Annotated in this window: 21 protein-coding genes and 1 tRNA gene; 11 read left to right on the plus strand and 11 right to left on the minus strand. The window is 69.7% G+C overall.

Annotated elements, in window-relative coordinates:
• The first annotated feature begins 14 nt into the window (after nt 1–14).
• Nucleotides 15–683 (plus strand): DUF4166 domain-containing protein, encoded by a 669-nt coding sequence (locus FNH21_RS02255; RefSeq protein WP_152812006.1) that lies wholly within the window; start codon nt 15–17, stop codon nt 681–683.
• A gap of 99 nt (nt 684–782) precedes the next feature.
• Here the strand turns inward: FNH21_RS02255 and FNH21_RS02260 are convergent, their stop codons facing one another.
• Genes FNH21_RS02260 through FNH21_RS02275 form a run of 4 tightly spaced genes read right to left on the minus strand, consistent with a single transcriptional unit; the run spans nt 783 to nt 4587 of the window.
• Nucleotides 783–1811, minus strand: coding sequence for a uroporphyrinogen decarboxylase/cobalamine-independent methonine synthase family protein (locus FNH21_RS02260; RefSeq protein ID WP_191931731.1), 1029 nt, complete (start codon nt 1809–1811; stop codon nt 783–785).
• Entirely contained in the window at nt 1804–2181 is a 378-nt protein-coding gene (locus tag FNH21_RS02265; protein ID WP_152812008.1) for a chorismate mutase, read from the minus strand. The genes FNH21_RS02260 and FNH21_RS02265 overlap by 8 nt, the downstream gene beginning before the upstream one ends.
• A gap of 43 nt (nt 2182–2224) precedes the next feature.
• Nucleotides 2225–3364, minus strand: a complete 1140-nt coding sequence (gene mnmA, locus FNH21_RS02270) for a tRNA 2-thiouridine(34) synthase MnmA (RefSeq protein ID WP_152812010.1) — start codon at nt 3362–3364, stop codon at nt 2225–2227.
• Nucleotides 3361–4587 (minus strand): cysteine desulfurase family protein, encoded by a 1227-nt coding sequence (locus FNH21_RS02275; protein ID WP_152812012.1) that lies wholly within the window; start codon nt 4585–4587, stop codon nt 3361–3363. The genes mnmA and FNH21_RS02275 overlap by 4 nt, the downstream gene beginning before the upstream one ends.
• A 115-nt stretch (nt 4588–4702) precedes the next feature.
• Here FNH21_RS02275 and folP point away from each other — a divergent pair, with 115 nt between their 5' ends.
• The 7 genes from folP to FNH21_RS02310 all read left to right on the plus strand — a co-directional run bounded on the left by folP (nt 4703) and on the right by FNH21_RS02310 (nt 10618).
• Nucleotides 4703–5647, plus strand: a complete 945-nt coding sequence (gene folP / locus FNH21_RS02280) for a dihydropteroate synthase (protein WP_422108734.1) — start codon at nt 4703–4705, stop codon at nt 5645–5647.
• Nucleotides 5644–6423 carry a pyrimidine reductase family protein gene (locus tag FNH21_RS02285; RefSeq protein ID WP_152812016.1) on the plus strand — a complete coding sequence of 260 codons (780 nt, stop codon included), beginning with the start codon at nt 5644–5646 and terminating at the stop codon, nt 6421–6423. Before folP ends, FNH21_RS02285 begins: the two co-directional genes overlap by 4 nt.
• 232 nt (nt 6424–6655) lie before the next feature.
• Entirely contained in the window at nt 6656–7615 is a 960-nt protein-coding gene (locus FNH21_RS02290; protein ID WP_191931531.1) for a J domain-containing protein, read from the plus strand.
• Nucleotides 7616–7624: 9 nt separating this feature from the next.
• On the plus strand, nt 7625–8092 hold the full coding sequence (locus tag FNH21_RS02295) for a tRNA (cytidine(34)-2'-O)-methyltransferase (RefSeq protein ID WP_191931532.1): 468 nt from the start codon (nt 7625–7627) through the stop codon (nt 8090–8092).
• A 19-nt stretch (nt 8093–8111) separates the two neighbouring features.
• Entirely contained in the window at nt 8112–8954 is an 843-nt protein-coding gene (locus tag FNH21_RS02300; protein WP_152812020.1) for a class I SAM-dependent methyltransferase, read from the plus strand.
• 178 nt (nt 8955–9132) lie between these two features.
• Nucleotides 9133–9750: an ECF RNA polymerase sigma factor SigK gene (gene sigK, locus FNH21_RS02305; RefSeq protein ID WP_152812022.1), complete on the plus strand. Its 618-nt coding sequence runs from the start codon at nt 9133–9135 to the stop codon at nt 9748–9750.
• Nucleotides 9751–9766: 16 nt separating this feature from the next.
• Nucleotides 9767–10618 (plus strand): anti-sigma factor, encoded by an 852-nt coding sequence (locus FNH21_RS02310; protein WP_191931533.1) that lies wholly within the window; start codon nt 9767–9769, stop codon nt 10616–10618.
• 180 nt (nt 10619–10798) lie between these two features.
• On the opposite strand, the gene FNH21_RS02315 is transcribed toward FNH21_RS02310, so the two are convergent.
• The 4 genes from FNH21_RS02315 to FNH21_RS02330 all read right to left on the minus strand — a co-directional run bounded on the left by FNH21_RS02315 (nt 10799) and on the right by FNH21_RS02330 (nt 15279).
• Nucleotides 10799–11551, minus strand: a complete 753-nt coding sequence (locus FNH21_RS02315) for a PIG-L deacetylase family protein (protein WP_152812026.1) — start codon at nt 11549–11551, stop codon at nt 10799–10801.
• 3 nt (nt 11552–11554) lie between these two features.
• Nucleotides 11555–12502 carry an electron transfer flavoprotein subunit alpha/FixB family protein gene (locus FNH21_RS02320; protein ID WP_152812028.1) on the minus strand — a complete coding sequence of 316 codons (948 nt, stop codon included), beginning with the start codon at nt 12500–12502 and terminating at the stop codon, nt 11555–11557.
• Nucleotides 12503–12535: 33 nt separating this feature from the next.
• Entirely contained in the window at nt 12536–13363 is an 828-nt protein-coding gene (locus FNH21_RS02325) for an electron transfer flavoprotein subunit beta/FixA family protein (RefSeq protein WP_191931534.1), read from the minus strand.
• Between the two features lie 299 nt (nt 13364–13662).
• A complete protein-coding gene (locus FNH21_RS02330; RefSeq protein WP_338403121.1) occupies nt 13663–15279 on the minus strand; it encodes a S1C family serine protease in 1617 nt (538 codons plus the stop codon).
• Between the two features lie 454 nt (nt 15280–15733).
• Between FNH21_RS02330 and FNH21_RS02335 the strand changes: the two genes are divergently transcribed.
• The 3 genes from FNH21_RS02335 to FNH21_RS02345 all read left to right on the plus strand — a co-directional run bounded on the left by FNH21_RS02335 (nt 15734) and on the right by FNH21_RS02345 (nt 20258).
• The gene (locus tag FNH21_RS02335) at nt 15734–17893 is read left to right on the plus strand and encodes a TPM domain-containing protein (protein ID WP_191931535.1); all 2160 of its coding nucleotides are present in this window, start codon (nt 15734–15736) and stop codon (nt 17891–17893) included.
• Between the two features lie 55 nt (nt 17894–17948).
• The gene (locus FNH21_RS02340) at nt 17949–18743 is read left to right on the plus strand and encodes a PspA/IM30 family protein (RefSeq protein ID WP_152812030.1); all 795 of its coding nucleotides are present in this window, start codon (nt 17949–17951) and stop codon (nt 18741–18743) included.
• Nucleotides 18744–18857: 114 nt separating this feature from the next.
• A complete protein-coding gene (locus FNH21_RS02345) occupies nt 18858–20258 on the plus strand; it encodes a cryptochrome/photolyase family protein (RefSeq protein WP_152812032.1) in 1401 nt (466 codons plus the stop codon).
• Between the two features lie 395 nt (nt 20259–20653).
• Here FNH21_RS02345 and FNH21_RS02350 read toward each other — a convergent pair.
• The 3 genes from FNH21_RS02350 to FNH21_RS02360 form a co-directional block, all read right to left on the minus strand.
• Nucleotides 20654–20727: transfer RNA gene (locus FNH21_RS02350), tRNA-Met, on the minus strand.
• A 68-nt stretch (nt 20728–20795) separates the two neighbouring features.
• Nucleotides 20796–23837, minus strand: coding sequence for a UPF0182 family membrane protein (locus FNH21_RS02355; RefSeq protein ID WP_191931536.1), 3042 nt, complete (start codon nt 23835–23837; stop codon nt 20796–20798).
• Nucleotides 23838–24078: 241 nt separating this feature from the next.
• Nucleotides 24079–25173: a YlbL family protein gene (locus FNH21_RS02360; RefSeq protein WP_338403122.1), complete on the minus strand. Its 1095-nt coding sequence runs from the start codon at nt 25171–25173 to the stop codon at nt 24079–24081.
• Between the last annotated feature and the right edge of the window lie 170 nt (nt 25174–25343).

Consider the following 25343-nt stretch of genomic DNA (forward strand, 5'->3'; position numbering starts at 1 on the left):
CGGAAGTGGGCAGCATGACCTCGATCTACCAGCAGGCGATGGGTACAGGGTTCGGACGACTCCAGCCCGAGCTGCGCGAGTATTTCGGCCTGCATGCCGGCAGTGGCCTCGCCGGCCACGGGCGGGGTGTGTTCGACGTCGCCGGTTCCCCCGCGTGGTTCGCGCGGCCGGCCTTCCGGCTGACAGCGCTCGAGAACGCGTTCTTCCCCGAGTACAACACCGACGTGCCGTTCACGATCGACAACTACCCGCACACCGATCCGTTCGGACGCCCGGCCCTCACGGCGCGCCGTGAACTGGACTTCGGCACCGCGGTGCGGGTCTTCGAGGACACCACCTCGCTGCAGGACGGCATCCTCACGGACTACGTTGGGCGGCACCGCCGGATGGCCACGCTCCTGACGTGCACCGCCTCGGAGCAGGGCCGCATGCGCATGGTCTCCTCGCAGACGCGCGTGTTCGCAGGGCTCCGGCTCCCCCTGCCCGACGCCCTCGGCGCACTCGCCTACGTCGAGCAGTGGTGGGACGACGACCTCGGCGCCTTCCGCATCACGACGAACGTCATCCACCGGCAGCTGGGCACCCTGCTCGTGTACGCGGGGGTGTTCGAGTACGCCACCCATCCGTTCGACGGCGCCCTGCCCGCGACCGCACGGCCGAGCCGTTGGGAACAGCGCGTCTGACGGTCGCCGCGGTCAGCCCTCCGCGCGCACCTCGTCGAGGGCGTCCGCGGCCTGGGCCAGTCGCGTCAGGGCCCGCAGCGCGTCTGACGGTCGCCGCGGTCAGCCCTCCGCGCGCACCTGGTCGAGGGCGTCCGCGGCCTGGGCCAGTCGCGTCAGGGCCCGCACCGCGTCCGCCGGCGAGCGCGTGGCGAGGCCCGACGGCGTCGTGACCGTCACGGCCGAGAGGGCTCGCGGCGGGAGGCCGACGCGACGCCAGGCGGCGAGGACCGGCTCCACGAGCGCGCTGACCTGTGGAGTGATGGCCCGCGGATCCAGGATCGCCAGCCAGAGCGCCCGACCGGCCTCGACGTCCTCGGCGAGCGCCTCCCACTGTCGGTCGGAGATCGCGGGCAGCTGCAGGGCCAGGGCCGTGCCGGCCACCTCGCGGGCCGCTTCCAGCGCGGTGTCCGTGGTACCGAGGGCGAGCACGGTGCCGACCGCTCCGGCGGCCAGGACCGACGACGCCACGAGGCCCCACGCCTCCGTCGCCTCGCGCCGGTCGATCGCGCGGAGGGTACGGTAGCCGCTGGCCGTCGGCACCCGGCCGCTGAGGATCCTGTCCGCATCGGGTTCGTCGAACTGGATGACGAGGTCCGCGCCGCGCGCCACGGAGGACACGCGCCGGACGACGTCGGCCGCGCCCGCGGCCAACGACGCGTAGAGCTCCCGCCGGGCCCCGTGGTCGATCAGGACGCGTTCGCCGCTGTGCAGGTGCAGCCCGGCGGCCAGCGACAGCGGACCGTGCAGGTGCAGCTTCAATGCGGCAGCAGGACGGTCCTCGGCGCCCGCGATGTCCCCGAGCGCGTTCAGGTCGGAGGACAGCGCGGATTCGGCGCGGCGCTGGTCGGCCCCGGGGCGCTGGACGAGACGCCATCCGTGCGGCTGCAGGTCGAACGGCAGCTCGACGAGCATCCCCAGGGTGCGGCCGACGTCGTCACTCCCGGGTCCGCGCGCGGGCAGGGCCGGGAGGAAGGGTATGTTCGCCCCGCCGAACTCGCCGCGCACCGCGCGGTCGGCCTCGAGGGGATCGGTCCCGGGCCAGTCCCCCGCAGCCGTCGCCCTGACGGTCGCGGAGCCGATCTCAGGCACGGGGCCCACCGGTCGCCTCCGGACGGCGGTTCTCCGAGATGGCCTGGTGGTGCCGGATGACCTCGGAGATGATGAAGTTCAGGAACTTCTCGGCGAACGCGGGGTCGAGCTGCGCCTCCTCGGCGAGCATCCGGAGCCGGGCGATCTGCGCCGCCTCGCGCTGCGGGTCCCCGGCGGGCAGATCGTGCTCGGCCTTCAGGTGGCCCACGCGCTGCGTCGCCTTGAAGCGTTCGGCCAGCAGGTAGACGAGGGTCGCGTCGATGTTGTCGATCGAGCTCCTCACGGAGAGCAGTTCGGCCATCACCTCGGGGGCGACGCCCCCTGCGAGCGAGCTGGCAGACGGGTCGAAACCACTGCGGGGATGCGTCATGACTCCAGTCAAGCAGACCCCGGAGGGGGTCCGTGAACTGCGACTAGCCCTCGGCCGCCGCGAGGTCCGGTCGGAGCGCGGAGCGAGCGGCGTCGATGGTCGCCTGCCCGAGGACACGCGTGCCCTGGTAGAGCACCACGGTCTGGCCCGGGGCGACGCCGCGCATGGGCTCGACCAACCGGACCACGAGCGTCGTGGCGCCCGCGCCTGCGTGGACGCGTGCCCGGGCGGCGACGGGATCGCCGTGTGCACGCACCTGCGCCATGCAGTCGAACTCCTCACCCGTGGCGACCTCCCCGATCGGCAGGCCTGCCCAGGACACCTTGATGCCGGTCATCTCATCGATCGCGAGCAGGTGCTCGGGGCCGACGACGACCTCGTTCTGCTTGGGCCGGATCTCGAGGACGAAGCGGGGCTTGCCGTCCGCGGCGGGCGTGCCGAGCTTGAGGCCGCGACGCTGGCCGACGGTGAACGCATTGGCGCCGGGGTGGCTGCCGAGCCGCTGACCGTCGACGTCGAGGATGTCCCCTTCGGTCATCTCGATCCGCTCCTCGAGCCAGCCGCGCGTATCGCCATCCGGGATGAAGCAGATGTCGTGGCTGTCGGGCTTGTTCGCCACCGAGAGGCCCCTGCGCTCGGCCTCGGCGCGGACCTCGGCCTTCGACGGCGTCTCGGCGAGCGGGAACATCGAGTGCCGGAGCTGCTCGTGCGTCAGGACCCCGAGCACGTAGGACTGGTCCTTCGCCCAGTCGGCGGCGCGGTGCAGCTCAGGGTTGCCGTCGGCGTCCTCGACGACTTTGGCGTAGTGTCCGGTGCAGACGGCGTCGAACCCGAGGGCCAGGGCCTTCTCGAGGAGTGCGGCGAACTTGATGCGCTCGTTGCAGCGCATGCAGGGGTTCGGGGTGCGTCCGGCGGCGTACTCGGCGACGAAGTCGTCCACGACGTCCGCCTTGAACCGCTCCGAGAAGTCCCAGACGTAGTAGGGGATGCCGAGGATGTCGCAGGCGCGCCAGGCGTCCCTCGAGTCCTCGATGGTGCAGCAGCCCCGGCTGCCCGTCCGGAGCGTCCCGGGCATCCTGGACAGCGCGAGGTGGACGCCGACGACGTCATGCCCCGCCTCGACCGCCCGTGCCGCCGCCACCGCGGAATCGACGCCGCCGCTCATCGCTGCCAGTACCCTCATGCCGAAAAACCCGTCCCTGCCGTCTGGATGGTCGATGCGTGTCCTGCCATGCCCGCCGTACGGGCGCGCCCGTAGGCGTCACCGATGGCACCCACCACCGCGTCAACGTCGTCCTCCGTGGATGTATGCCCGAGGCTGAAACGCTGCGCACCGCGGGCCTCGTCCTCGCTCAGGCCCATGGCGAGGAGGACGTGCGAGGGCCGCGGGACGCCGGCGGTGCAGGCCGAGCCGGTCGAGGACTCGATGCCCGCCAGGTCGAGGAGGAACAGGAGCGAATCCCCCTCGCAGCCGGGGAAGGTGAAGTGGACGTTGCCGGGCAGGCGCGCGCCCTCGGGTGCGGGGTGCGGTATCCCGCGCAGGACGGCGTCGGGCACCTGGCGCGCGATGCCCTCGATCAGGCGGTTCCTGAGCCGCGCGAGACGCGGCGCCTCGACGGGAAGGTGCGCGACGGCGTCGTCCGCGGCGGCCGCGAAGCCCGCGATGCCCGCGCCGTCGAGCGTGCCCGATCGGATGTCCCGCTCCTGTCCGCCGCCGTGCTGCACGGGCGTCAGGGTGACGTCGCGGCGGACGAGGAGCGCGCCGACTCCCACCGGTCCGCCGATCTTGTGGGCGCTGACGGCCATGGTGGCGAGTCCGGAGGCGGCGAAGGAGACCGGCAGGGAACCGAAGGCCTGGACCGCGTCGCTGTGGACCGGGATGCCGTACCGGGCGGCTTCGGCGACGACGGCCTCGACGGGCTGCACCGTCCCGACCTCGTTGTTGGCCCACATGACCGTGGCGAGGGCCGTACGCTCCGGCGCTTCCGCGAGCGCGGCCTCAAGGGCGTCGAGTGACACGACGCCGGCAGCGTCGACGGGCAGCCACACGACCTCGGCCCCCTCGTGCCGCTCGAGCCACTCGACCGTGTCCTGCACCGCGTGGTGTTCCACGGCACTGCAGAGGATGCGGGTGCGCGCCGCGTCGGCGGACCTGCGCGCCCAGTAGAGGCCCTTGATGGCGAGGTTGTCCGCCTCGGTGCCGCCGGAGGTGAAGACGACCTCCGAGGCGTGTGCTCCGGCGGCCGCAGCGAGCGTCTCGCGGGATTCCTCCACCGACCGCCGGGCACGACGACCCGAGCCGTGCAGCGAGGAGGGATTGCCGCTGCGGCTGAGTTCGAGGGTGAGTGCGGCGAGCGCCGGCGCCGAGATGGGCGTGGTCGCCGCGTGATCGACATACACGGGCATGCTCCGATTCTACGGGCGCCACGCCGCGCAGCCCATTCCGGTGGCGCCGGTCACGGTGGCGGTGCCACCTCGGACCTGCAGCGGGACGCGCAGGGTGCAGTGGTATGAATGCAGGGTGGACAGTCACGCAGCGGCTCCTTCCTCGCCCGGCACCTATCTGCCCGGCTTCCGGCACGCGGTACACACCTTCGGCACGCGCACCGTCGACTTCGACCGCCAGGTCGCCCTGATGGCCGTCATCAACCGGACCCCGGACTCCTTCTACGACGGTGGAGCGACCTTCGCGCTCCAGGCCGCGGTGGACGCCTCCCTGAAGGCCGTCGACGACGGCGCGGACTGGGTGGACATCGGTGGCGCGCCGTTCTCCCCCGGCGAGCCCATCCCCGCCGCCGAAGAAGCCGATCGGATCGTCCCGGTCATCAGCGCCGTGCGCGCGGTGTCGGAGGTGATCATCTCCGCGGACACCTTCCTTCCCGAGGTGGCACGCCAGGCGCTCGCGGCCGGGGCGAATGTCGTCAACGACACGACCGGCCTGCGGGACCCGGACATGGCCGCGGTCGTGGCCGAGGCCGGCGCGCACCTCGTGATCACCCACAGCCTCGCGGCTCCCCGCACGGTCTATCCGCGTCCCACCTACGACGACGTCGTCCGCGAGGTCGCGGAGTTCCTCGTCCGCAGGGTCGACGACGCCGTCCGGCTCGGCATCGGCGAGGACCGGATCCTCGTCGACCCGGGGCACGACCTCAACAAGAACACGCTGCACTCGCTGGAGATCACGCGACGGTTCGCGGAGATCGCGGGCCTCGGCTTCCCGACGCTCGCCGCCGTCTCCAACAAGGACTTCATCGGCGAGACACTCGACCGCCCGAAGCGCGAGCGGGTGGAGGGGTCGCTCGCGGCGGCCGTCATCTGCATCCTCGGCGGTGCCCGGGTGCTCCGCATGCACAACGTCGCGGCATCCCGCGCGGCGATCGATCTCACCGAGGCGGTCCTCGGCTGGCGCGAACCCCTTCACCTCCGCCACAACATGGGCGACTACAACGAACCGGCGGCCCCATGATCATCTCCCTCCTCCCCGGCTCCGGCCCGTCCGCCGACAACGGCCCCGGCACCGGTACCTCCGCCGGCCTCGACGACGAGGCCCTGCACCGCAACTACGCCTACCCTGCCGTGGACCGGCCCTATGTCCGGTTCAACTTCGTGGCGGCGGCCGACGGCGCAGCGACGAGCGGTGGCTTCTCCGCGGGCCTCGGGAACGACGGCGACAAGCGGATCTTCACGGTGCTGCGGAGGCTCGCCGACGTCGTCCTCGTCGGCGCGGGCACCATCCGCGCCGAGGGCTACGAGGGGGAACTGGTCGACGACGACGCACGCGCCTGGCGATCACAGCACGGGCTCGCCGCGCACCCGGCCATCGCGGTGATCTCCGGCAGCCTGAACCTCGACCCGGAGAGCGGCTTCTTCACGAGGGCACCCGTGCGCCCGGTCATCCTCACGGCCGGCACCGCCGACGCCGGCAGGCGGGCCGCCCTGTCGGCCGTGGCCGACGTCGTCGACTGCGGCACCGGGACCGTCGAGGCTCCCGCGGTCCTCGCCGAGCTCGGCCGGCGTGGACTGCTGAAGGTCCTGTGCGAGGGCGGACCCGCCGTCCTGGGCGACTTCACCCGCTCGCACACCGTGGACGAACTGGCCCTGTCCATCAGTCCTCTCCTCGCGGGCGGTGAGGGGCCGCGCATCTCGACGGGCGACAGTCCGAAGGACTCCGTCCCGATGGATCTCGCCTCCCTCCTCACCGAGGAGTCCGCCCTCTACGCGCTGTACCGGCGGGGCGCCTGACCGCCGGTACGCCGCGTCGGCGCAGCCGGGTGGGTCCCGTCACTCCCGAGAACTTACCGGCGGACTGCACCGTTGTACCTGGGTCGGCACGGGCAGCCGTTCCGTCCGGATTTTTGTGCGGCCCCCGGCGGACCTCTAGTCTCGGGTGGTACCGGACGGCGGAGCGAGGCGACACCGCGCCACCGCCGACACCATGACCGGTCGGCGCGAACATCCCCAGGAAGGGCCATCGATGGCAGAGGCAGCACGGACGTCCTACTACGACGTCCTCGGCGTGCCTCCCGAAGCCGACGCGAAGGTCATCAAGGACGCCTACCGCCGCGCGGCCCGCGCGGCACATCCGGACCTCGGCGGGAGCGCGGCACGCTTCCACGACGTCGCCGTGGCCTACGAGACGCTCAGCGACCCGCTGCGACGCGAACGGTACGACGCCGAGACGGGTCGACGCCGGCCCGCCGCCCCACCGGCCCCCGGTGCCGCAGCCGGCCGCCCGGGCGCAGCCCGTGCGCCACAACCCACCCGCACCCGGGTCGAGGACGACGAAGCAGCCAGAGCTCCGGCCACCTACCTGCCGCCCTTCTCGCCGTCGTCCCCGCCTGCCGTGCCGCTCATCCTCGCCGGGAAGCAGCTGCACGGTTCCCCCCGGCAACCGGGCATGTTCGGCAGGCTCAACGCGGGGGTCCGGGCGCGCATCGACGGCGAACTGCGGACCGCTGCCCTGCTCGATCGCGCACTGCTGCCCACCTATCCGGCGGCGCGGCTCGTCAACGGGCTCGAGTTCGACGACCGGGAGAACACCGAGGCCGGGCATGTGCTGCTCGCCGGATACCGCATGGCGGTCATCGACTCCTTCACCGCTCCCCCGGGGACGTTCTCCTGGGACGGACGTGTCCTCCGGCAGCAGGGCCGGCCCGTCGACTACCGCATGGGGGCGAGCGTGCGGGTCCTGCAGGAGATGTTCCCCGAGTGCAATGTGGCCGGGTGGGTGCTCATCCACGGCGCTCCCGACAACCCGTTCGCCCCGGTGATCGACGTCCCCCCGGGATTCGACCGGTCGGCGCCCGGCCTCGTCCAGGTGGTCAACGCCGGCACCGCGGTCCGGACCATCCGGTCCTTCCTCGCCTCCGGGCCGTCACCGGGCGTGGTGCAGCTGCCGGTGCTCGCGCGTCTGCTCGCCGCCGCGGAAAGTTAGGATGGGGTCGTGTTCCGCATCCTCTTCCACACTCCTGAAATACCCGGCAACACGGGAGCCGCCATTCGACTCGCCGCCGTTGCCGGTGCGGAGCTGCACCTCGTGGAACCCCTGGGCTTCAGCCTCGAGGACTCCAAGCTGAAGCGCGCCGGCCTGGACTACCACGACCTCACGGTGCTGCACGTGCACCGTGACCTCGAGGACGCATGGACCGCGCTGCAGCCCCGGCGGGTCTTCGCGTACACCTCCGACGGTGACGTCTCCTACACGGACATCGCCTACGAGCCCTCGGACGTCCTCATGTTCGGACGGGAGTCCGACGGACTGCCGCAGGAGGTCAAGGAGGACGCCCGCGTCACCGCCCGCGTCCGGGTCCCCATGCTCCCCTCGCGCCGATCGCTCAACCTCGCCAACACCGCATCCATCGTGCTCTACGAAGCCTGGCGCCAGCAGGACTTCGCAGGTGCCCAGCGATGAACCCCGCCTAGGAGCCTCCATGCCCGCTCGCCATGCCGCAACCCTGCCCGACGGCGGCGCAGAGGACTTCGACCGCCTCGCGCCCGCTGTGTGGAACCCGGTGAGCAATGCCGTCGTCGCCGCGGCCGACATCCTCGTGGGCGAGCGGGTCCTCGACCTGTTCGCCGGCACGGGTAGCGGCACGGTGCCCGCCGCACAGCTGGCGGGTCCCGCCGGCCGGGTGGATGCGATCGACCGCTCCACGGCCATGATCGAGCTCGCGGCGGTGAAGACCGAGGCGCTCGGACTCGGCAACGTCTCGTTCCACCGCGTCGAGCCTGCCGACTGGGTCCCCGAGGAGCAGTACGACGCCGTCATCAGCTGCTACGGGATCTTCCTCCTGGACGACATGGACACCGGGATGGATCGGATCGTGCAGATGCTGCGTCCCGGCGGTCGGGTGGCCATGAGCGCCTGGGACGACGGCGCCCTCGAGCCCTTCGGCGAGCTGCTGCTGGAGGTCCTTCGCGCCGTCGATACGGAACGGATCGAGCCCGGGGGGCCGGGCGGGGAGGGCATCGACCCTCCCGCAGCCCCCGTCTTCGTCGAGAACTGTCGGCGCCTCGCCTCCGCGGATTGTCTTCAGGCGTGGCTGGCCGCGCGTGGGCTCACCGACATCACGGTCGAGAAGCTAGGCCTGGCCGTCCCCCTCGAAGCCGACTACGCCTGGTCGCTGGCCCTCGGCAGCGGCTACCGGGGGCTTCTCCCGGACGATGCCGAAGCCCTCGCCCGGGTCCGTGACACCTTTGTGGGCCGGCTCGGTGACGACTTCGTCCTGAACGCCGATTCCCTCATCGCCGTCGCCTCCCGGCCGGAGCAGTAGCTGCACCACCGAGCCATCCGGCGCTGCACCTGCTTCGAATGATGGGTGACGGGGCAGAGCCCCGCAGCGATCGGAGGAATGGATGGTGCTATTGCAGCAGGGACGGGTTCGTCCCCCGCGGCACGACCCTCCCGATGCTATTCGGTTTGAGGCATCCGGCGCTTTATGCTGGAGCCCTATGGAAACGCCACGAGTAAGCCGGGTCAGTCCCATCTCACCCGCAGCGGACGAGGTGGCCGTTGATCCCAGCGCCGGTCCCACCCTGACCGATCTGCTGTTGCGGACCGCGCAGCAGGACCGCACGGCCTTCGCGCTGTTCTACGAGCAGACGTCGAAGCGGGTCTACGGACTCGCCCGGCGGGTGCTCATCGATCCGGAACTGAGCGAGGACGCGACCCAGGAGGTCTACCTCCAGGTCTGGAACACCGCGGACCGCTTCAACCCCGCGCTCGGCAGTCCGATGGCCTGGCTCATGACGCTGGCTCATCGGCGGGCCGTGGACAAGGTGCGCTCGGAGCAGAGCGCCACGGACCGTGAAGCGCGGTACGGGGCGGCGACGCAGACCATCGATCATGACGACGTCGTCGACACCGTCACGCAACGCCTCGAGGCCGAGAGCGTGGTGAGGTGTCTGGACACGCTCACCGCGACCCAGCAGGAATCGGTGAAAATGGCCTACTACGGCGGCCTCACCTACCGCGAGGTGGCTGAGAAACTCGGCGTCGCGGTACCGACCATCAAATCGAGAATCCGGGATGGATTACTCCGACTCAAGACATGCTTGGGGGTGAACTGAGATGCAGGACAAGGATATGAACAGACAATTTGCAGATGACCTCGACACCGACCTGGCCCGTGGCCACGTGCTCGAGTGGGCGGAACTCTATGCGCTCGATGCCATCAGCGCCGAGGAACGCCAGGTCATCGAAGCGTTCCTGGAGGACGTCGATCCGGCCGTAGGCGTCACCTTCGCAGACCGTGTCCGCACGTGCCGCGAGACGGTCGCCTCGGCCTACGCCACGGATCAGATCGACCCTCCCGCAGACCTCTTCGAGCGGATCGTGGCGCAGCTCCCCGGCGCCCGAACCGGCGGCCCCGAGGCCCCCACCACCTTCGGAACTGCCGGAGGGCTCTCCGGGTCCACCGCACCGCGGGGCTCCGACGTCAGCGGTGTCCCCGATGAACTGGCCGGCCGCAGGGCAGCCAAGGCATCGATGTCCTCCCGGGCAGCCCGCTGGGTCGTCGCCGCTGCCGCAGCGGTGGTCCTCGCCGTGGGCGGCGTGACCATCGCCCAGAACCTGCAGCAGACGAGCCTCGAGCAGCAGGTACTGCAGGCCTCCGATGTCCGCACCGAGGAGCTCACCCTCCAGTCCGGAGGCACCGCCGAACTCGCGGTCTCCGGCGAGGAGGACGCCGCCGTCGTCACGCTGACCGGGGTTCCCGCTCCTGCCGAGGGCTTCGTCTACCAGATGTGGCGTGTCCCTGCCGATGGGACGGCCCCGATCTCGGTCAGCACCATGACCGGCGAGGACGTCTCGGGAGGCAAGGTCACCGAGGTGTCCGACATCAGCGGATTCAGTGCCCTGGCCATCACGGTCGAGCCGGAGGGCGGCTCCGAGGTACCGACGCTCCCCATCGTCGCCCAGATCCCGCTCGGAGCGTGACCACGGCGGCTGGTAGCACGCTGAGCACCTGAGAAGAGCCCCGCCGGGTCATCGGCGGGGCTCTTCTCATTCCGTGGGCAGTCCATTCGCACTGCCCACAGGGAAGGCAGCTCCCTGCCGGCGGGCGGGAACAGGTTCACGTGGACGGGACGACGGATGGCAGGCGTCTGACCGGACGGACTAGAAGCCCGCGATGGTCTTATCGGTGTTGACGCCGACCACGTGGAAGGCCTCGGCACTGCGGCCCTCGGGTAGTCCGCCCCTCCGGGCATTGTCCTGGAGGAAGGCACGAACCCGGGTCTGCATGCGGTCCACATCGGGGTGCTGGCTGCGATGCGCGGTGATCGCCGCGATCTTCTGGTCCTCCCTGCCGGTGACGTCGACGAAGCGGTTCTCGTGGTGGGTTGGTGATCCGTAGAACCACAGCCAGGGCACCCGATAGCTGTGCAGCCCAGCCGCCTCCAGTTCCGGGTAGGCGAAGGGATTCTCGACGGCCGGGTAGACGGCCCTCGTCACTGCCTCGCCACACGCGAGATGATCCGGGTGACTCTTCTGGATCCTGTCCCAGCTCCGCTCCGGGTGCATGGAGAGCACCACGTCGGGCTGGACCTCGCGCATGCGCCGGACGATCTCCCGGATGACGGCGTCGGTGGGTTCGAGGTACCCGTCCGGCTCGCCGAGGAAAGTCACCTCCTGCACGCCCACGAGCGCTGCTGCTGCACGCTGCTCCTGCCGCCGGAGTGCAGCGATGCCCGGGCGATCCTCATCGCTGAAGCCGCCGGCGTCGCCGTCGGTCAGGACGCAGTACTCCACCGAAGCGCCACCGGCCGTCCACGACGCGATCGTCGCCGAGGCGCCGAAGTCGATGTCATCAGGATGGGCGGCGAACACCAGGACCCGGCGGGGCGCGGCAGGCTGTCCGTCCTCGGCCATGCCCTACAGCCCGCGCTTCCGGATCTCTTCGGTGGCCTGGGGCAGCACGGTGAAGAGGTCACCCACGATCCCGAAGTCCGCGATCTCGAACACGGGAGAATCAGCATCCTTGTTGATCGCGACGATGACCTTGGAGGTCTGCATCCCGGCTTTCTGCTGGATGGCACCGGAGATCCCGGCGGAGATGTAGAGCTGCGGGGACACGGTCTTGCCCGTCTGCCCGATCTGCGCCGAGTGCTCGATCCACCCGGCATCGGTCGCCGCGCGGGACGCACCGACCGCACCGCCGAGGGCGTCGGCGAGGTCCTCGAGCGGTCCGAAGTTCCCGTCCACCCCGCGCCCACCGGCGACGATCACCCGGGCTTCCGCGAGTTCGGGGCGCCCGCTCACCGGCTTGTCCGTCCGCCCGGTGATCCTGGCGACCGCCTCGGGGACCTCCACGGGGATCCGCACCTCGCGGGGCGGGGACGGGAGCCCGGCCTCGGTCGCCTCGACGCTGTTGGGCTTGATGGTGAGGACGGCGATCCCGGTGGTCACGCGGCAGTCGACGGAATAGGACCCGGCGAAATCGGCCTTGGTCGCCGTCAGGTCCCCCGCGAGGGCGACGACGTCCGTGATGACACCGGACTCGAGCCGGACGCCAACCCGCGCGGCGATCTCCTTCATCTCGTAGGAGTTCCCAAGCAGCAGGATCTCCGCGCCCGAGGCACGGACCGCCTCCGTAAGGAAGACGGCCTTGCCCGCGACGAGGACGTCGGACGCCTCGGCGGAGTCCGGGCGGTAGACCTCCCCGACCCCGTAGGAGCCGATGCCGTCGAGGTAGGCCTGCTCGGCCTCCCCCGCGAGGGCGACGACGACGTCGCCCAGCGTGGCACCGAGGGAGAGGAGCTCGCGCTCGCTCTTGGCGAGGCTCGCTCCGGCGTGGTCGAGGAAGACGAGGACTGTGGTCATGGGCGGACTCCGGGAAGGAAGGCGAGCATCGGACTAGAGGAGCTTCTGGCCGGCGAGAAAATCGACGAGCCGGATACCGGCGTCGCCCTCGTCCGTGATCAGGACACCCTGGGTGCGCGGCGGCCGCGGCGCGGCGGCCTCGACCCTGGTCCACGATCCCTCGAGACCGACCTCGGCCGGTTCGAGGCCGATGTCGGTCAGGGACAGGACCTGGATCTGCTTCTTCTTGGCCGCCATGATGCCCTTGAAGTTGGGGTAGCGGGGGTCGTTGATCTGATCCGTCACCGAGACCAGGGCGGGAAGCGGGGCCTCGATCGTCTCTGCGAAGGTGTCGTTGTCGCGACGGGCCGCCAGCTTCCAGCCGTCGTCGCCGGGGGTGAGGTCGAGTGAGGCGGCGAAGGTGACCTGGGGCAGGGCGAGGCGCTCGGCGAGCTGCGCGGGCACGAGGGAGGTCTCCCCGTCCGTGGAGGCCATGCCGGTGAGGATCAGGTCGAAGGGACCGACGTGCCGCAGGAGGGCTGCGAGGGCCTTTGAGGTGGCGGAGGCGTCGGAGCCGCCGAGGGCCTCGTCGGTCAGGTGCACACCGTCGTCGGCCCCGATCTGGAGGGACTTCTTCACGGCGGCGACGGCGCCTGCGGGCCCCATCGTGATCGCCGTGATGCGATGGCCGGATGCTGGTCCCCCGTGCGTCTCGACCAGCTGGAGCGCCGCCTCGAGGGCGTACTCGTCGAGCTCCGACAGGATGCTCTCCGAACGGACCGTCGTCAGATCGTCACCGCTGATGTGCCGGTCGAACTGGGCGTCGGGAACATGCTTCACGAGGACCGCGATGTGCAGTCCGTTTGCTGGGGCCTCGTCCATTGATGACCTTCCTCGTTCGGGGATCTTCCCACCGCCTAGCTAACCACAGCGCGGTGACGCCTGTGCCCGGGCGCAGGCGCGGGCCGGATCCGCCGTCGGCACTGCGCCTGCACCGGTCCGACGAACAGAAGGCGGACCCTGATCCGGGTCCGCCTTCTCTTCGCGGTGCTTCTGCGGTACCTCTGCGGTACTTCTGGGGTGCTTCCGGGGTGCTGCTGGAAGCGGTCAGCGGTGTGCAGCGGGACCGCCGACCCGTACGGAGGGCGGTCGGACCTCGGTCGAACCGCCCTGGGGGTAGGTCAGGGCGTGGGAGCCTGCGCGAGCGTGACCTCGATGGTGCGGCTCTCACCCCCGCGGATGATCTCGACCGGTACCTGCTGGCCGACGGTCTGGATCCGGACGGCCGCGGTGAGCGACTGGGGATCGGAGATCGTGAAGGTGCCGACCTTCGTGATGACGTCGCCGACCTCGAGGGAGGCGCCCTCCGCCGGGGATCCCGGTTCGACCGACTCGACGAGCGCGCCCGACGAGAAGGACGAGTCCGACTGCGAGCCGTCGCCGGCCGCAGCCGTGACACTGACACCGAGGAACCCGTGGGTGGCCTCGCCGTCGGCGATGATCTCCTGGGCGATGCGGTCCGCATAGTTGATCGGGATGGAGAAGCCGACGCCGATGTTGCCGGTCGACTCGCCGGATCCCGCCGAGGCGATCGCCACATTGACCCCGATGATCCGGCCGTCGGCGTCGACCAGCGCGCCACCCGAGTTGCCCTGATTGATGGCGGCGTCCGTCTGGATGACGTTCAGGTAGATGGAACCCTGGGACTGGGTCTGCTGACCGCCGGACCCTCCCGGCGGCAGGAAGTTGAAGCCCTCACCGTCCTCGGAGCCGCTGCTGTCGGGCTGCTCCTCGGGAACCGCGGAGGACGCCACGCTGATGGTCCGGTTGAGCGTCGAGACGATCCCGTCGGTGACGGTGCCACTGAGTCCGAGCGGAGCACCGATCGCGATCGCTGTGTCACCGACGTTCAGTTCGTCGGAGTTGCCGAGCGTGGCTGCCTTCAGGTCGGGGGCGTCCACCTTGATGACGGCGAGGTCGCTGAGCGGATCGGTGCCGACCACCGTGGCGGGGAAGACACGTCCGTCGTTCAGCTTGACCTCCACCGAGGGATCGGACACCTGCCCGCCGAGAGTCACGACGTGCGTATTGGTGAGGATGTGCCCGTCGGTGTCGAGGATGATGCCCGATCCGGATCCGCTGGCGCTCCCTCCGCTCACCGCGATCGTGACGACACTCGGTGACGCGGTGACGGCCGCGCCCGTGATGGTGTTCACGTCATCCGTGTTGTTGACGACGACCGACTCGGGCGCCGACTGGTTCGTTGCCGCCGTCGTGCCTCCGTCCAGGGCATTCACGCCCGCGGTGGCCACACCACCGCCGATGAGCCCCGCGACGAGGACGCCCGCGGCGAACGTGGCGAGGCCGACGCGCTTGCGCTCCTTCACGGTGCCGCGACCGTTCGAGGGCTGACCGGGCCGGCCGTACCCGCTCTGCTCGCCGTAGAAGGGCTGGTGGCCCGCGTAGGCCGGGTGGGGCACGGCCTGCGCCTGCTGGAAGGCCTGCTGCCGCGGATCGGCTGCCTGCGCGGGCAGAGGTGCCGCCTGGTGCTGGGCCGTGCGCGGGTGTGATACCTGCTGCGCGGCCGTCTCAGGGTAGGCCTCGCCGGTGTGCCCTGCTCCGTGGGCCGGCGGGTTCTGCGGCTCGGGCTGCGCGTGTGACGCGGCCCCGCCTCCGTCTGCGCCCTGGTGGTTCGAACTCTCCCCCCGGTTCCAGCCCGTCCCCCATGTCGGCGGGGTCTGCGGCTGAGGAGGGAGGGGGCGTTCCGGGTTGCCCTGGGAGCCTGGCTGCTCGTTCACGGGGAGTCCTTTCGTTGCTGTTGACCACATCATGGCAACGGCTGCTGAGCGTCACGCTTACATTCGCTGTGCAGTGTCTGGGAGGTTGCTGGAACCTCTCGCCTGCTCGAATGCCTGAACCGACACGTCCGCACCCAGTATCCTCCGCTTTCGAGGGCGCAATGCTCGCATGGTCCACCGCGAGGCATTCGTGCGTACCGGGCAGACATGGACCACGAGGGGATGCGCAGGGGGAGACGGCGCCGGAAGGAGTGCGATCCGGTCACTCCCCGGCCTGCGCCTACCCGGTGTGTGGCTTCGCGGCAGGCCGCTGCGCTTTCGCTAGGGGCGCAGGAGTCGTGGTGGACGCTCCCCTACCCCAACCATAGAATCGGGAAGACAGGGAGCCTCCGGCATCCGCCGACCCCAGTCCTGGGATCGGGTGCGGCTCGGGGGACGTGCTGAAGGGTCGAAAATGCGAATGTCGAGCAGGCGCATCTGCGTCTCTGCTGTCGTGGGCGCCGTCGTGGCCGTCCCACTGTTCACGAGCGTGGCGGCTGTCGCCGACGAGCCGCTCACCTTCTCCGCGCGCGACTACGTCGTCGACGCCGCGGATGCGCTCTCGGACAGCGAGGAGGCCGACCTGGAGGCCGCGATCGAGGAGCTCCGCTCGCAGGAGGGCTTCACGGTGCGGGTCGCCTATGTCGACACCTTCGAGAATCCCTCAGATCGTAACGACTGGGCCACGACCACGGCCCAGCTGAACGACGAGACGTCCAATGAGGGCCTGCTGGCCATCGCCGTCGAGCAAGGTGCTGCCACCTACGTCGTGGGGAGCGGTTCAGCAGTCGGCGGACAGGGCCAGGCCATCTACAGCGAGTACATCGAACCGGAGCTGCGGCAGGGTAGGGATTTCGCAGGAGCCGGCCTGGCCGCAGTCCAGGGCACGTCCGAGGCCCTGTCGGGATCCGGCGGCACCGGGGGTGGCACCACCGATGGAGGTACCGGCGGCTCGTCGTCGGGCACCGGCACCTCCTCCGGCGGCGGAGCCCTCGGAGGCCTCGTCCTCGTGGGCGGGCTCGTCGCCGTCGCCGGCGCAGGCGGCTACCTGCTGCTGAAGAACCGCAACGGCAACAGTGCGCAGCGCAATCGCGAGGAGTACGGCTACGGGCCGGTCCCGTCGGCGAACGGTGAGGTCGTCGATCCCCTGGCCGGACTGAGCGTCGAGGACCTCCGCACCCGCGCCGGCAGCCTGCTCGTCGCGGCGGACGACGCCATCAAGTCGAGCGAGCAGGAGCTCGGTTTCGCGGAGGCCCAGTACGGCGCCGAGGCGATCACCACCTTCTCGCAGGACATCGCGGCCGCGAAGGGCCACATGAGCGAATCCTTCAAGCTCCAGCAGCAGCTGGACGACCACATCCCCGACACCGAGGAGCAGCAGCGCGAGTGGCTCGGCGAGATCATCCGCCGCTGTGAGGACGTCAACTCCTCCCTGCAGGCGCACAAGGCCGATTTCGACGCCTTGCGCGAGCTCGAGCGGAACGCGCCCGAGGCGCTCGCCGGCGCGGAGTCCGCCGCCGAGCAGGCCCGCCGTCGCTTCAGCGCCGCGGAGCAGAGCCTCAGATCGCTGCAGGGGCGCTACCCCGATACCGCCACGAGCCAGGTGGCCGACAACATCGAACAGGCTCGGGAGCGCCTCTCCTTCGTGGACAGCGCGGCGACCGAGGCGCAGTCGCGCATGGCGGCGGGTGACACCGGCCGCGCCGTCGTCGCCGTCCGTGCCGCCGAGGAGGCCGTCCACCAGAGCACCGTCCTGCTCGACGCGATCGACAAGCGGTCCGAGGAACTGGCTGCAGCGGAGCGCGAGCTCGAGCGCGCGCTCCCCGAGACGGAGCAGGACCTCGCGCAGGCCCAGGCCATGGACCGGACGGGGCAGTACAGGGACCTCGCCGGGCCGATCGCCGCCGTGCAGTCCGCCGTCACCACCGTCCGGCAGGAGCGCCAGAGCGCGCGGAGCAATCCCCTGGCCCTGCTGCAGCGGCTCGAGGCGGCGCACGCGCAGCTCGACGCCGCTCTCGGTGGCGTCCGTGACCAGGCGGAGAATGCCCGGCGTGCGCAGGACTCGCTCCAGCACGCGATCATCGCTGCGCAGTCCAGCATCTCCGGTACCGCCGATTACATCCGGGCTCGACGGGGCGGCGTCGGCAGCGAGGCACGAACACGCCTGGCCGAGGCGGAGCGGAACCTCGACCACGCGCTCGATCTGCAGCGGTCCGATCCGGTGACCGCCCTGTCCCACGCCCAGCAGGCCGCCACCCTCGCCGATCACGCGGCCCAGCTCGCCGAGCAGGACGTGGAAGGCTTCGGGCGCGGCGGCATGGGCATGGGTGGCATGTACGGCGGCCGTGGCGGGGACGGCATGGGAGGCGCGCTGCTCGGCGGTATTCTCCTCGGCTCCATCCTCAACGGAGGGGGCTTCGGTGGAGGAGGGTTCGGAGGCGGCGGCTTCGGCGGCGGCGACGGCGGGGGCGGGTTCGACGGAGGCGGTGGCAGCTTCGGTGGAGGAGGCTTCGGCGGATTCGACGGCGGAGGCGGCGGCTTCGGCGACTTCGGCGGTGGAGGAGGCGACTTCTAGCCGCTCCCCCACCTGCAGGGCATAGACCATCATGAAGAATCGAAAGGGAAAATCAATGGTAAAGCAGTCAATTTTCGGCAGGATCGCCCAGCTCACGCGAGCCAACATCAACTCGTTGCTCGATCAGGCGGAGGATCCGCAGAAGATGCTCGACCAGATGGTCCGTGACTACACCAACAGCATCGCCGAGGCCGAGAGTGCCGTCGCGCAGACGATCGGCAACCTCCGCATGATGCAGGACGACTACAACGAGGACGTGGAGAACGCACGGAGCTGGGGCAACAAGGCCCTTGCCGCCTCGCGCAAGGCGGACGAGTACCGCGGGACCGGCGACACCACCGACGCCCAGAAGTTCGACAATCTCGCCAAGGTCGCGATCCAGCGCCAGATGGCCGCCGAGAACGAGGCAAAGGGCGCCGAGCCGACCATCGCGTCCCAGACCGAGATCGTGGACAAGCTCAAGGACGGCCTCAACCAGATGAAGGGCAAGCTCGGCGAGCTGACCGTCAAGCGCGACCAGCTCATCGCGCGGGCCCGGACCGCCCAGGCGCAGCAGCAGGTGCACGACGCCGTGAAGAGCATCGACTTCATGGACCCCACCAGCGAGGTGGGCCGTTTCGAGGAGAAGATCCGGCGCGAGGAGGCCAAGGTCCGTGGACAGCAGGAGCTTGCGTCGTCGAGCCTGGATGCGCAGTTCGAGAGCCTGGAGGACCTCGGCGAGCAGACGGAGATCGAGGCGCGCCTCGCAGCATTGAAGTCCGGCTCCGGATCGCAGTCGGCGATCGGTCAGGGTACCGGCAGCGGTGCCGCCGACGGGACGCCATCGACGACGGGCGAGACCACCTACTGATCGGTAGGGGCGCCGTGGCGCCTGCATAGCACAGGGGGATCATGGCCGCGCAGCCATGATCCCCCTGCCGTCCGCCCTGTCCGGCGCGTCGGTGGCACGGTCTAGATTGAGGCCATGGCTGTGACACTGGTGTGGTTCCGCGACGATCTCCGTATTTCCGACAACCCCGCGCTGGTCGCGGCCGCGGACAGCGGGGACGACGTCGTCGCCTGCTACGTGCTCGACGAGGAGACGGAGGGCATTCGTCCCCTCGGCGGTGCCTCCCGATGGTGGCTCCACCACTCCCTCTCGGCGCTGGGCGCCTCCCTCGACCAGCTCGGCGTCCCGCTCGTACTCCGCCGCGGCGCCGCCGGTGACGTCATTCACCGACTCGTGGAGGACAGCGGTGCCCACGCGGTGGTCTGGAACCGGCGGTACGGGCTCGCGGAGCGTACAGCAGACTCGTCCCTCAAGTCGTCCCTGACCAACCGCGGCGTCGACGCCACGAGCTACCAGGCGAACCTGTTGTACGAACCGTGGGAGGTCACCTCGGGGTCGGGCCAGGCGTACAAGGTCTTCACGCCCTTCTGGCGTGCCTGCCTCACCTTCAGGACCCCCCGCGCGCCGTTGGCGGCGCCTGATTCGCTCTCATCGCCCGACGGACCCGGCCTGGACTCCGACGAGCTCCCTGCGTGGGGCCTCCTTCCCACCGAACCCGACTGGGCCCAGGGCCTCCGGGACACGTGGACGCCCGGTGAGGCCGGCGCGCACGAGCGGCTCGATGACTTCCTCGACGGCGCTGCGCAGGGCTACAAGAACAGCCGGAACCTCCCGGCCGTCCACGGCACGAGCATGCTCTCCCCTCATCTGCGCTTCGGCGAGATCAGCCCCTTCGAGGTCTGGCACGCCGCCCAGGACCACAAGGACAGTTCCACGGCCGAGGACATCCGCGTCTTCGGATCAGAGCTCGGGTGGAGGGAGTTCAGCTGGCAGCTGCTGTATTTCAATCCCGAGCTCGCCACGGTGAACTACCGTCCCGAATTCGACGCCTTCACCTGGGAGAGCTCGACGCAGGCGGAGCTCGAGGCATGGCAGCGGGGACGCACGGGGTACCCGCTGATCGACGCCGGGATGCGGCAACTGTGGGAGATCGGCTGGATGCACAACCGTGTCCGCATGGCTACGGCATCCTTCCTCATCAAGAACCTGATGATCGACTGGCGGGTCGGCGAGAAGTTCTTCTGGGACTGCCTCGTCGACGCCGATGCTGCCAGCAACGCCGCGAGTTGGCAGTGGGTGGCCGGTTCCGGCGCCGATGCCAGCCCGTACTTCCGCATCTTCAACCCCGTCCTGCAGAGCAAGAAGTTCGACCCGAAGGGCGACTATCTGGTGCGCTTCGTCCCGGAGCTGGCGGACGCCGAGAACGTGCACGAACCGTGGAAGGGCTCCGCACCGGGATATCCGGCGCCGGTCGTGGACCTCAAGGAGAGCAGGGAGCGCGCCCTCAGCGCGTACAAGGCGCTCTCGGAGTCCTGAGGACGTCCAGACCGCGCGAGGACGCGCAGGGCGGCACCAGGCGACGCAAGGACGCGCAGGGCGGCGCCGGGCGACTCAAGGACGCGCAGGGCGGCCCAGGGCAGGGCGAGGACGTCCAGGACCGCGCAAGGACGCGCAGGCCGACGCAAGGACGCACCGGGCGACGCAAGGACGCGCAGGGCGGCGCAAGGACGCGCAGGGCGGCGCAAGGACGCGCAGGGCGTGCCCGGCACCACTCCGGGTCGGTCGGCGGCGGAATCATCGAGGCCGACGGTGCGACTGCGGCAGGGGCCCGGGTGCCGCGACGCGATCGCTGGTCGGTCGCTACCGCCGGATCTCTTCCCTGCACAGCAAGAAGTCCGGCCCACCCTCAGGTGGACCGGACTTCTTCTCCGTTGCGGGGACAGGATTTGAACCTGTGACCTCTGGGTTATGAGCCCAGCGAGCTACCGAACTGCTCCACCCCGCGGCGTGTAACTAACGTTACCGGCCGCGGGGCCAGGAGGCAAATCGAGCGGGTGCCCGGGCTCCTGAGGACTACTCGCCTGAGCCCGAGACCTGCGCTTCGGCGTCGAGCGCGCGCTGCAGGGCATCCTGCAGCCGGTCCTGCGCTTCACCGTAGGCGGCGAAGTCGCCGGCTGCCAGGGCGGCGTTACCGTCCTGGATGGCCGTGTTCGCGTCGTCGAGCGCCGTGCGGAGGTCCGCGGCCGGATCGCCGCTCGTCGCCGGCGGGGTGGCACCCGAGGTTGCTCCCGGCGTCGGCGTAGGAGCAGGGGTCGCCCCCTCGTCCCCACCTTCAGCGGGCGTCGCCGGATCCTCCGGAGTGGCTCCGACGTTCTCCTCGTCGCCCGTGGTGGCGCCCGAGTTGCCATCGAACACCTGGTCGAGGGCCTCGGCGAGGGTCGGTGCGAATCCGACGTCGTCACCGAAACTCACGAGGACGCGACGCAGGACCGGGAAGGAGGAGCTGCCGGAGGACTGCACGTACACGGGCTGCACGTAGGCGATACCGCCGCCGATCGGCAGCGTCAGCAGGTTCCCGTTGATCACCTCGGAGGCGCCCTGCCGCAGCAGGTTCAGCTCCTGGGACACGGTGGTGTCCGAGTTGAACAGGTTCTGCGCCTGGCCCGGGCCCACCACGGAATCCTGGCCGGAGCTGTCGAGGAGCGTCAGGCGTCCGTAGTCCTCGCTCTTGACGCCGTCCTCGCCGGTTCCCGCATCACCGTTCGCGGCCAGGAATCCGTAGAGCACGTTCCTCGGGGTCTGCCCCGCCGGTACGAAGGGGATGAACGGCGTGGTGAGGGAGAACGCGGCCTGATCCTGGTTCGGCATCTGCAGCGTCAGGTAGAACGGCGGCTGGCGGTCGGTGAGCGCCGTCGACGTCTGCCCGTCGGAAGTCTGGCCCGGGTCACCCGGTACGTTCCAGGCCTCGCTGTTGTTGTAGAAGGCGTCCGTGTCGGTCACGTGGTACCGGGCGAGCAGTTCGCGCTGCACCTTGAACAGATCCTCCGGGTAGCGGACGTGGGCCATGAGATCGGCCGACATCTCGCTGAAGGGCTTCAACGACGAGGGGTACACGTTCTGCCACGACTTCAGCACCGGATCCTGGTCGTCCCAGGCATACAGGTTGACGGAGCCGTCGTAGGCATCCACGGTCGCCTTGACGGCATTGCGGATGTAGTTGACGCGCTCGGCGGGCAGTGCCGTGGCGAGCCCTTCCGCGGTCTGCGAATCCTGTGTCGCCGACTCCAGCTCCTGCTCGGTCGAGTAGGGGAAGCTCGCGCTCGTCGTGTAGCCGTCGATGATCCACTTGACGCGGCCGTCGACGATCGCCGGATAGCTGTTGCCGTCAAGGGTCAGGTACGGAGCCACCTTGCGCACGCGGTCCACGGGATCACGGTCGTAGAGGATCTGCGACGAGCTGTTGACCTGGTCCGAGAGCAGCAGGTCCGTGGACTGGAACTTCAGGGCATAGACGAGACGGTTGAAGGCATTGGCCACATCCGGTCCACCCTCACCGCTGAAGGTCGTCCGGGACTCATTGTCGGAGTTCTCGTTCTGGGGACGGTCGATCTCCGCCGGTGCCTGGCCCTCGGGAGCGCCGACCACCGAGTACTCGGGTGAATCCTCACCAAAGTAGATGCGGGGCTCGTACGTCGACTCGTCGCCGAGCACTCCCGTACTGGGGATACCCGACTGCAGGAAGGACGGACGGCCGTCGGGCTGGACGGTCGAACCGGCTGCCGCCACCACGCCGTAGCCATGGGTGTAGAAGACGTGCTCGTTGACCCACCCGTCAGGGACACCGTTGGTGTCAAGTTCACGGACGGCGATGACGGTGTCCTGCACCTCGCCGTCGATCTCGTACCGGTCCACGTTGAGGGTCTCGGGGAACTGGTAGTACTGGCGGAACTGCTGCAGCTGGCTGAAGGCGTCCGAGACGAGGTTCGGGTCCAGGAGGCGGATGTTGGCAGTGGTCTCCCCGTCGTCGCCGAGCGCTCCCGCCTGCGGGACTGCCTCCGGCGTGTAGGGCTCCACCTCCACCTGGTCCAGCCCGTAGGCCTCCCGGGTGAGGTCGATGTTGCGGTCGATGAACTGGCTCTCGAGGCTGAGTTCGGACGGGCGCACCTGGAAGCGCTGCACGACTGCCGGGTAGACGCCGCCGGCGAGCAGCGCCGTGATGATCAGCATCGCCGTGCCGATGAGCGGGAGGCGCCAGCGGCCGATGAAGGCCGACGCCACGAAGAGGACCGCGACGATGATCGCGGCGACCGCGAGGATCGCCTTAGTCGGGATGACCGCGTTGACGTCGGTGTAGAGGGCGCCGGCCCAGGTGCCCTGGTTGAGCAGGGTGTCGTAGCGGTCGAGCCAGTAGTTGACGCCCTGCAGGACGAGGAAGAGTGCAGCGACGACGGCGATCTGGATGCGGGCGGCCTTCGTGGTGAAGAGCCCCTTCTCCTCCAGGCGGATGCCCCCGTAGAGGTAGTGCGTGAGGATCGTCGCGATGGCACTGATGATGACCACACTGATGAGGAACCCGAGGACGAAGCTCAGGAACGGCAGGGTGAACATGTAGAAGGCGTAGTCCATGCCGAACTCGGGGTCCTGCTTGCCGAACGGCTCCTGGTTCAGGAACAGCAGCACCTCCTGCCACTGCGAGGAGGCGGCCGTTCCGGCGAACGCTCCGAGGACCACCGGGATCCCGAGCATCAGCAGCCGGCGAATGGGCTCGAGCTGCGCCTGGTAGCGGTTGAGGTTGTCCTGGATGGCGCTGTCCGGGGCGTAGATCGGGCGGCTCCGGAACGCGATGCGGAGGCTGAAGAACACGGCTCCGGCCATGACGAGGAACGCGATGACGAAGAGGACGATCCGCGACAGGTTCTCCGTCACGAACACTTCGAGGAACCCGAGTTGCTGGTACCAGAGCACGTCGGCGTAGACCTGGGACAGGTAGACGAACGCGATCACGATCACCGCCACGACGATGATGGTCGGTATCAGCGGGCTGCGGCGCCGGCTCGTTGCTGCACTTGCTGGGCTCGGCCTACTGCCGAACGGACGGTCTGGTCCGGATGTCACATCTACCTCATCGTTAGCTGCTGCGGGTCACGACGACCGGTGTTCCACAACGCTCCCCCAGCCCGCACACGGACAGAAGACAGCGCGCAGTCACGCCCTTCGTGTTTTCATTCTGCCCTGTCCACGATCAGGCGGACCAATTAGGTTCCCGCTGATCGCCGGAGGCGGAGGATCGTCATCGAACCGTGTCGTCGGAGGGCTTGAACCTGCAGCACCTGCCGTGGTGGCGATTGCTGCGAACTCAGCAGGAGGGCAATCCAGACGCGTCGCCGCCGGAGCCCAACGACTCGACGGCCTGCACAGCGTCGTCGAGTGTCTCCACCTTGACGACGGTGAGCCCGTCGGGGATGTGCCCGACGACGTCCCCGCAGTTGTCCGCCGGAGCGAGGAAGAACTCCGCGCCGCTGGATCGAGCTCCGACCAGCTTCTGCGCGATCCCCCCGATCGGGCCTACCGCTCCCGCGGAGTCGATGGTGCCGGTTCCTGCGAAGTGCCTGCCGCCGGTCAGGTCCCCCTCCGTGAGCGTATCGATGATGCCGAGCGCGAACATGGTGCCGGCCGAGGGCCCACCCACGTTGTCGAGCTGGATCGTGACCTGGAACGGGAAGTCGAACGTCGACGACAGGACGATCCCGAGCTGGTAGCCGCCCGCCTCCGACTCCTTCGGCGTCACGGTGACCGTTTGTTCGGCTCCCTCCCGCACGATGGCCAGCTCGGCCGGAGCACCCCCTGCATCGGCGAGGGTGGACCGCAGGACGTCGATGTCCTCGATCGGGCGACCGTCGACGCTGCGGAGGACGTCACCCGACCGCAGGATCCCCTCCGATGCGGAGTCCTCGGCGAAGCCGGCGACGGACAGCTCCTCGGTGAAGTCGATGTCCTCGTGCGACAGGGCGGCGGCGATCGCGGACTCCTGCGACGACGTCATGGCCACCGCGTTCTGCTCCTGCACGTCCGAGGGCGTCGTGCCTTCCGGATACACGAGCTGCTCGGGGACGACGTTCTCAACCGGATCGGCCCACGCACGGAGGGTGTCGAGCACGTTCACCTGCCCGTTGGGACCTCCGCTGACGAAGACGGTCGTGAGGTCGAGCTCACCCTCCGGCGGGAACGTCTCCCTGCCCGCCACCGTGATGAGCGGCTGACCGTCGACCTCGCCGATGGTGTTGAACGTCGGGCCCGGCGCCTCGATGACGTAGGGCGCGGGAAGAAGGACGGCAGCCGCCGACAGAACCACGGCGAGTCCGCCGGAGATGGCCATGGCGCGGAAACGCGGGTCCCTCGGGCGGGTCGGTTCCTCGGGGCTGTAGGACTCGAAGTGGACAGGCTGCGTCACTGCGCTTCTCTCTGTTGGCATGCCGTGCTGCGGCGCTGTGCGCACCCTTCCGGCTCTCTCAGAATAGACGCCCGGACCGACACGCCTCGTGATCCGTGCGCAGACATCGCCCGGCCACCAGGACGCCGGCGCAGGTGTGGGCGCGTCTTTGCCCTCAGCGAACGACACAC

Origin of the sequence: Arthrobacter bussei, from assembly GCF_009377195.2 — a bacterium.
Classification (GTDB): Bacteria; Actinomycetota; Actinomycetes; order Actinomycetales; family Micrococcaceae; genus Arthrobacter_D; species Arthrobacter_D bussei.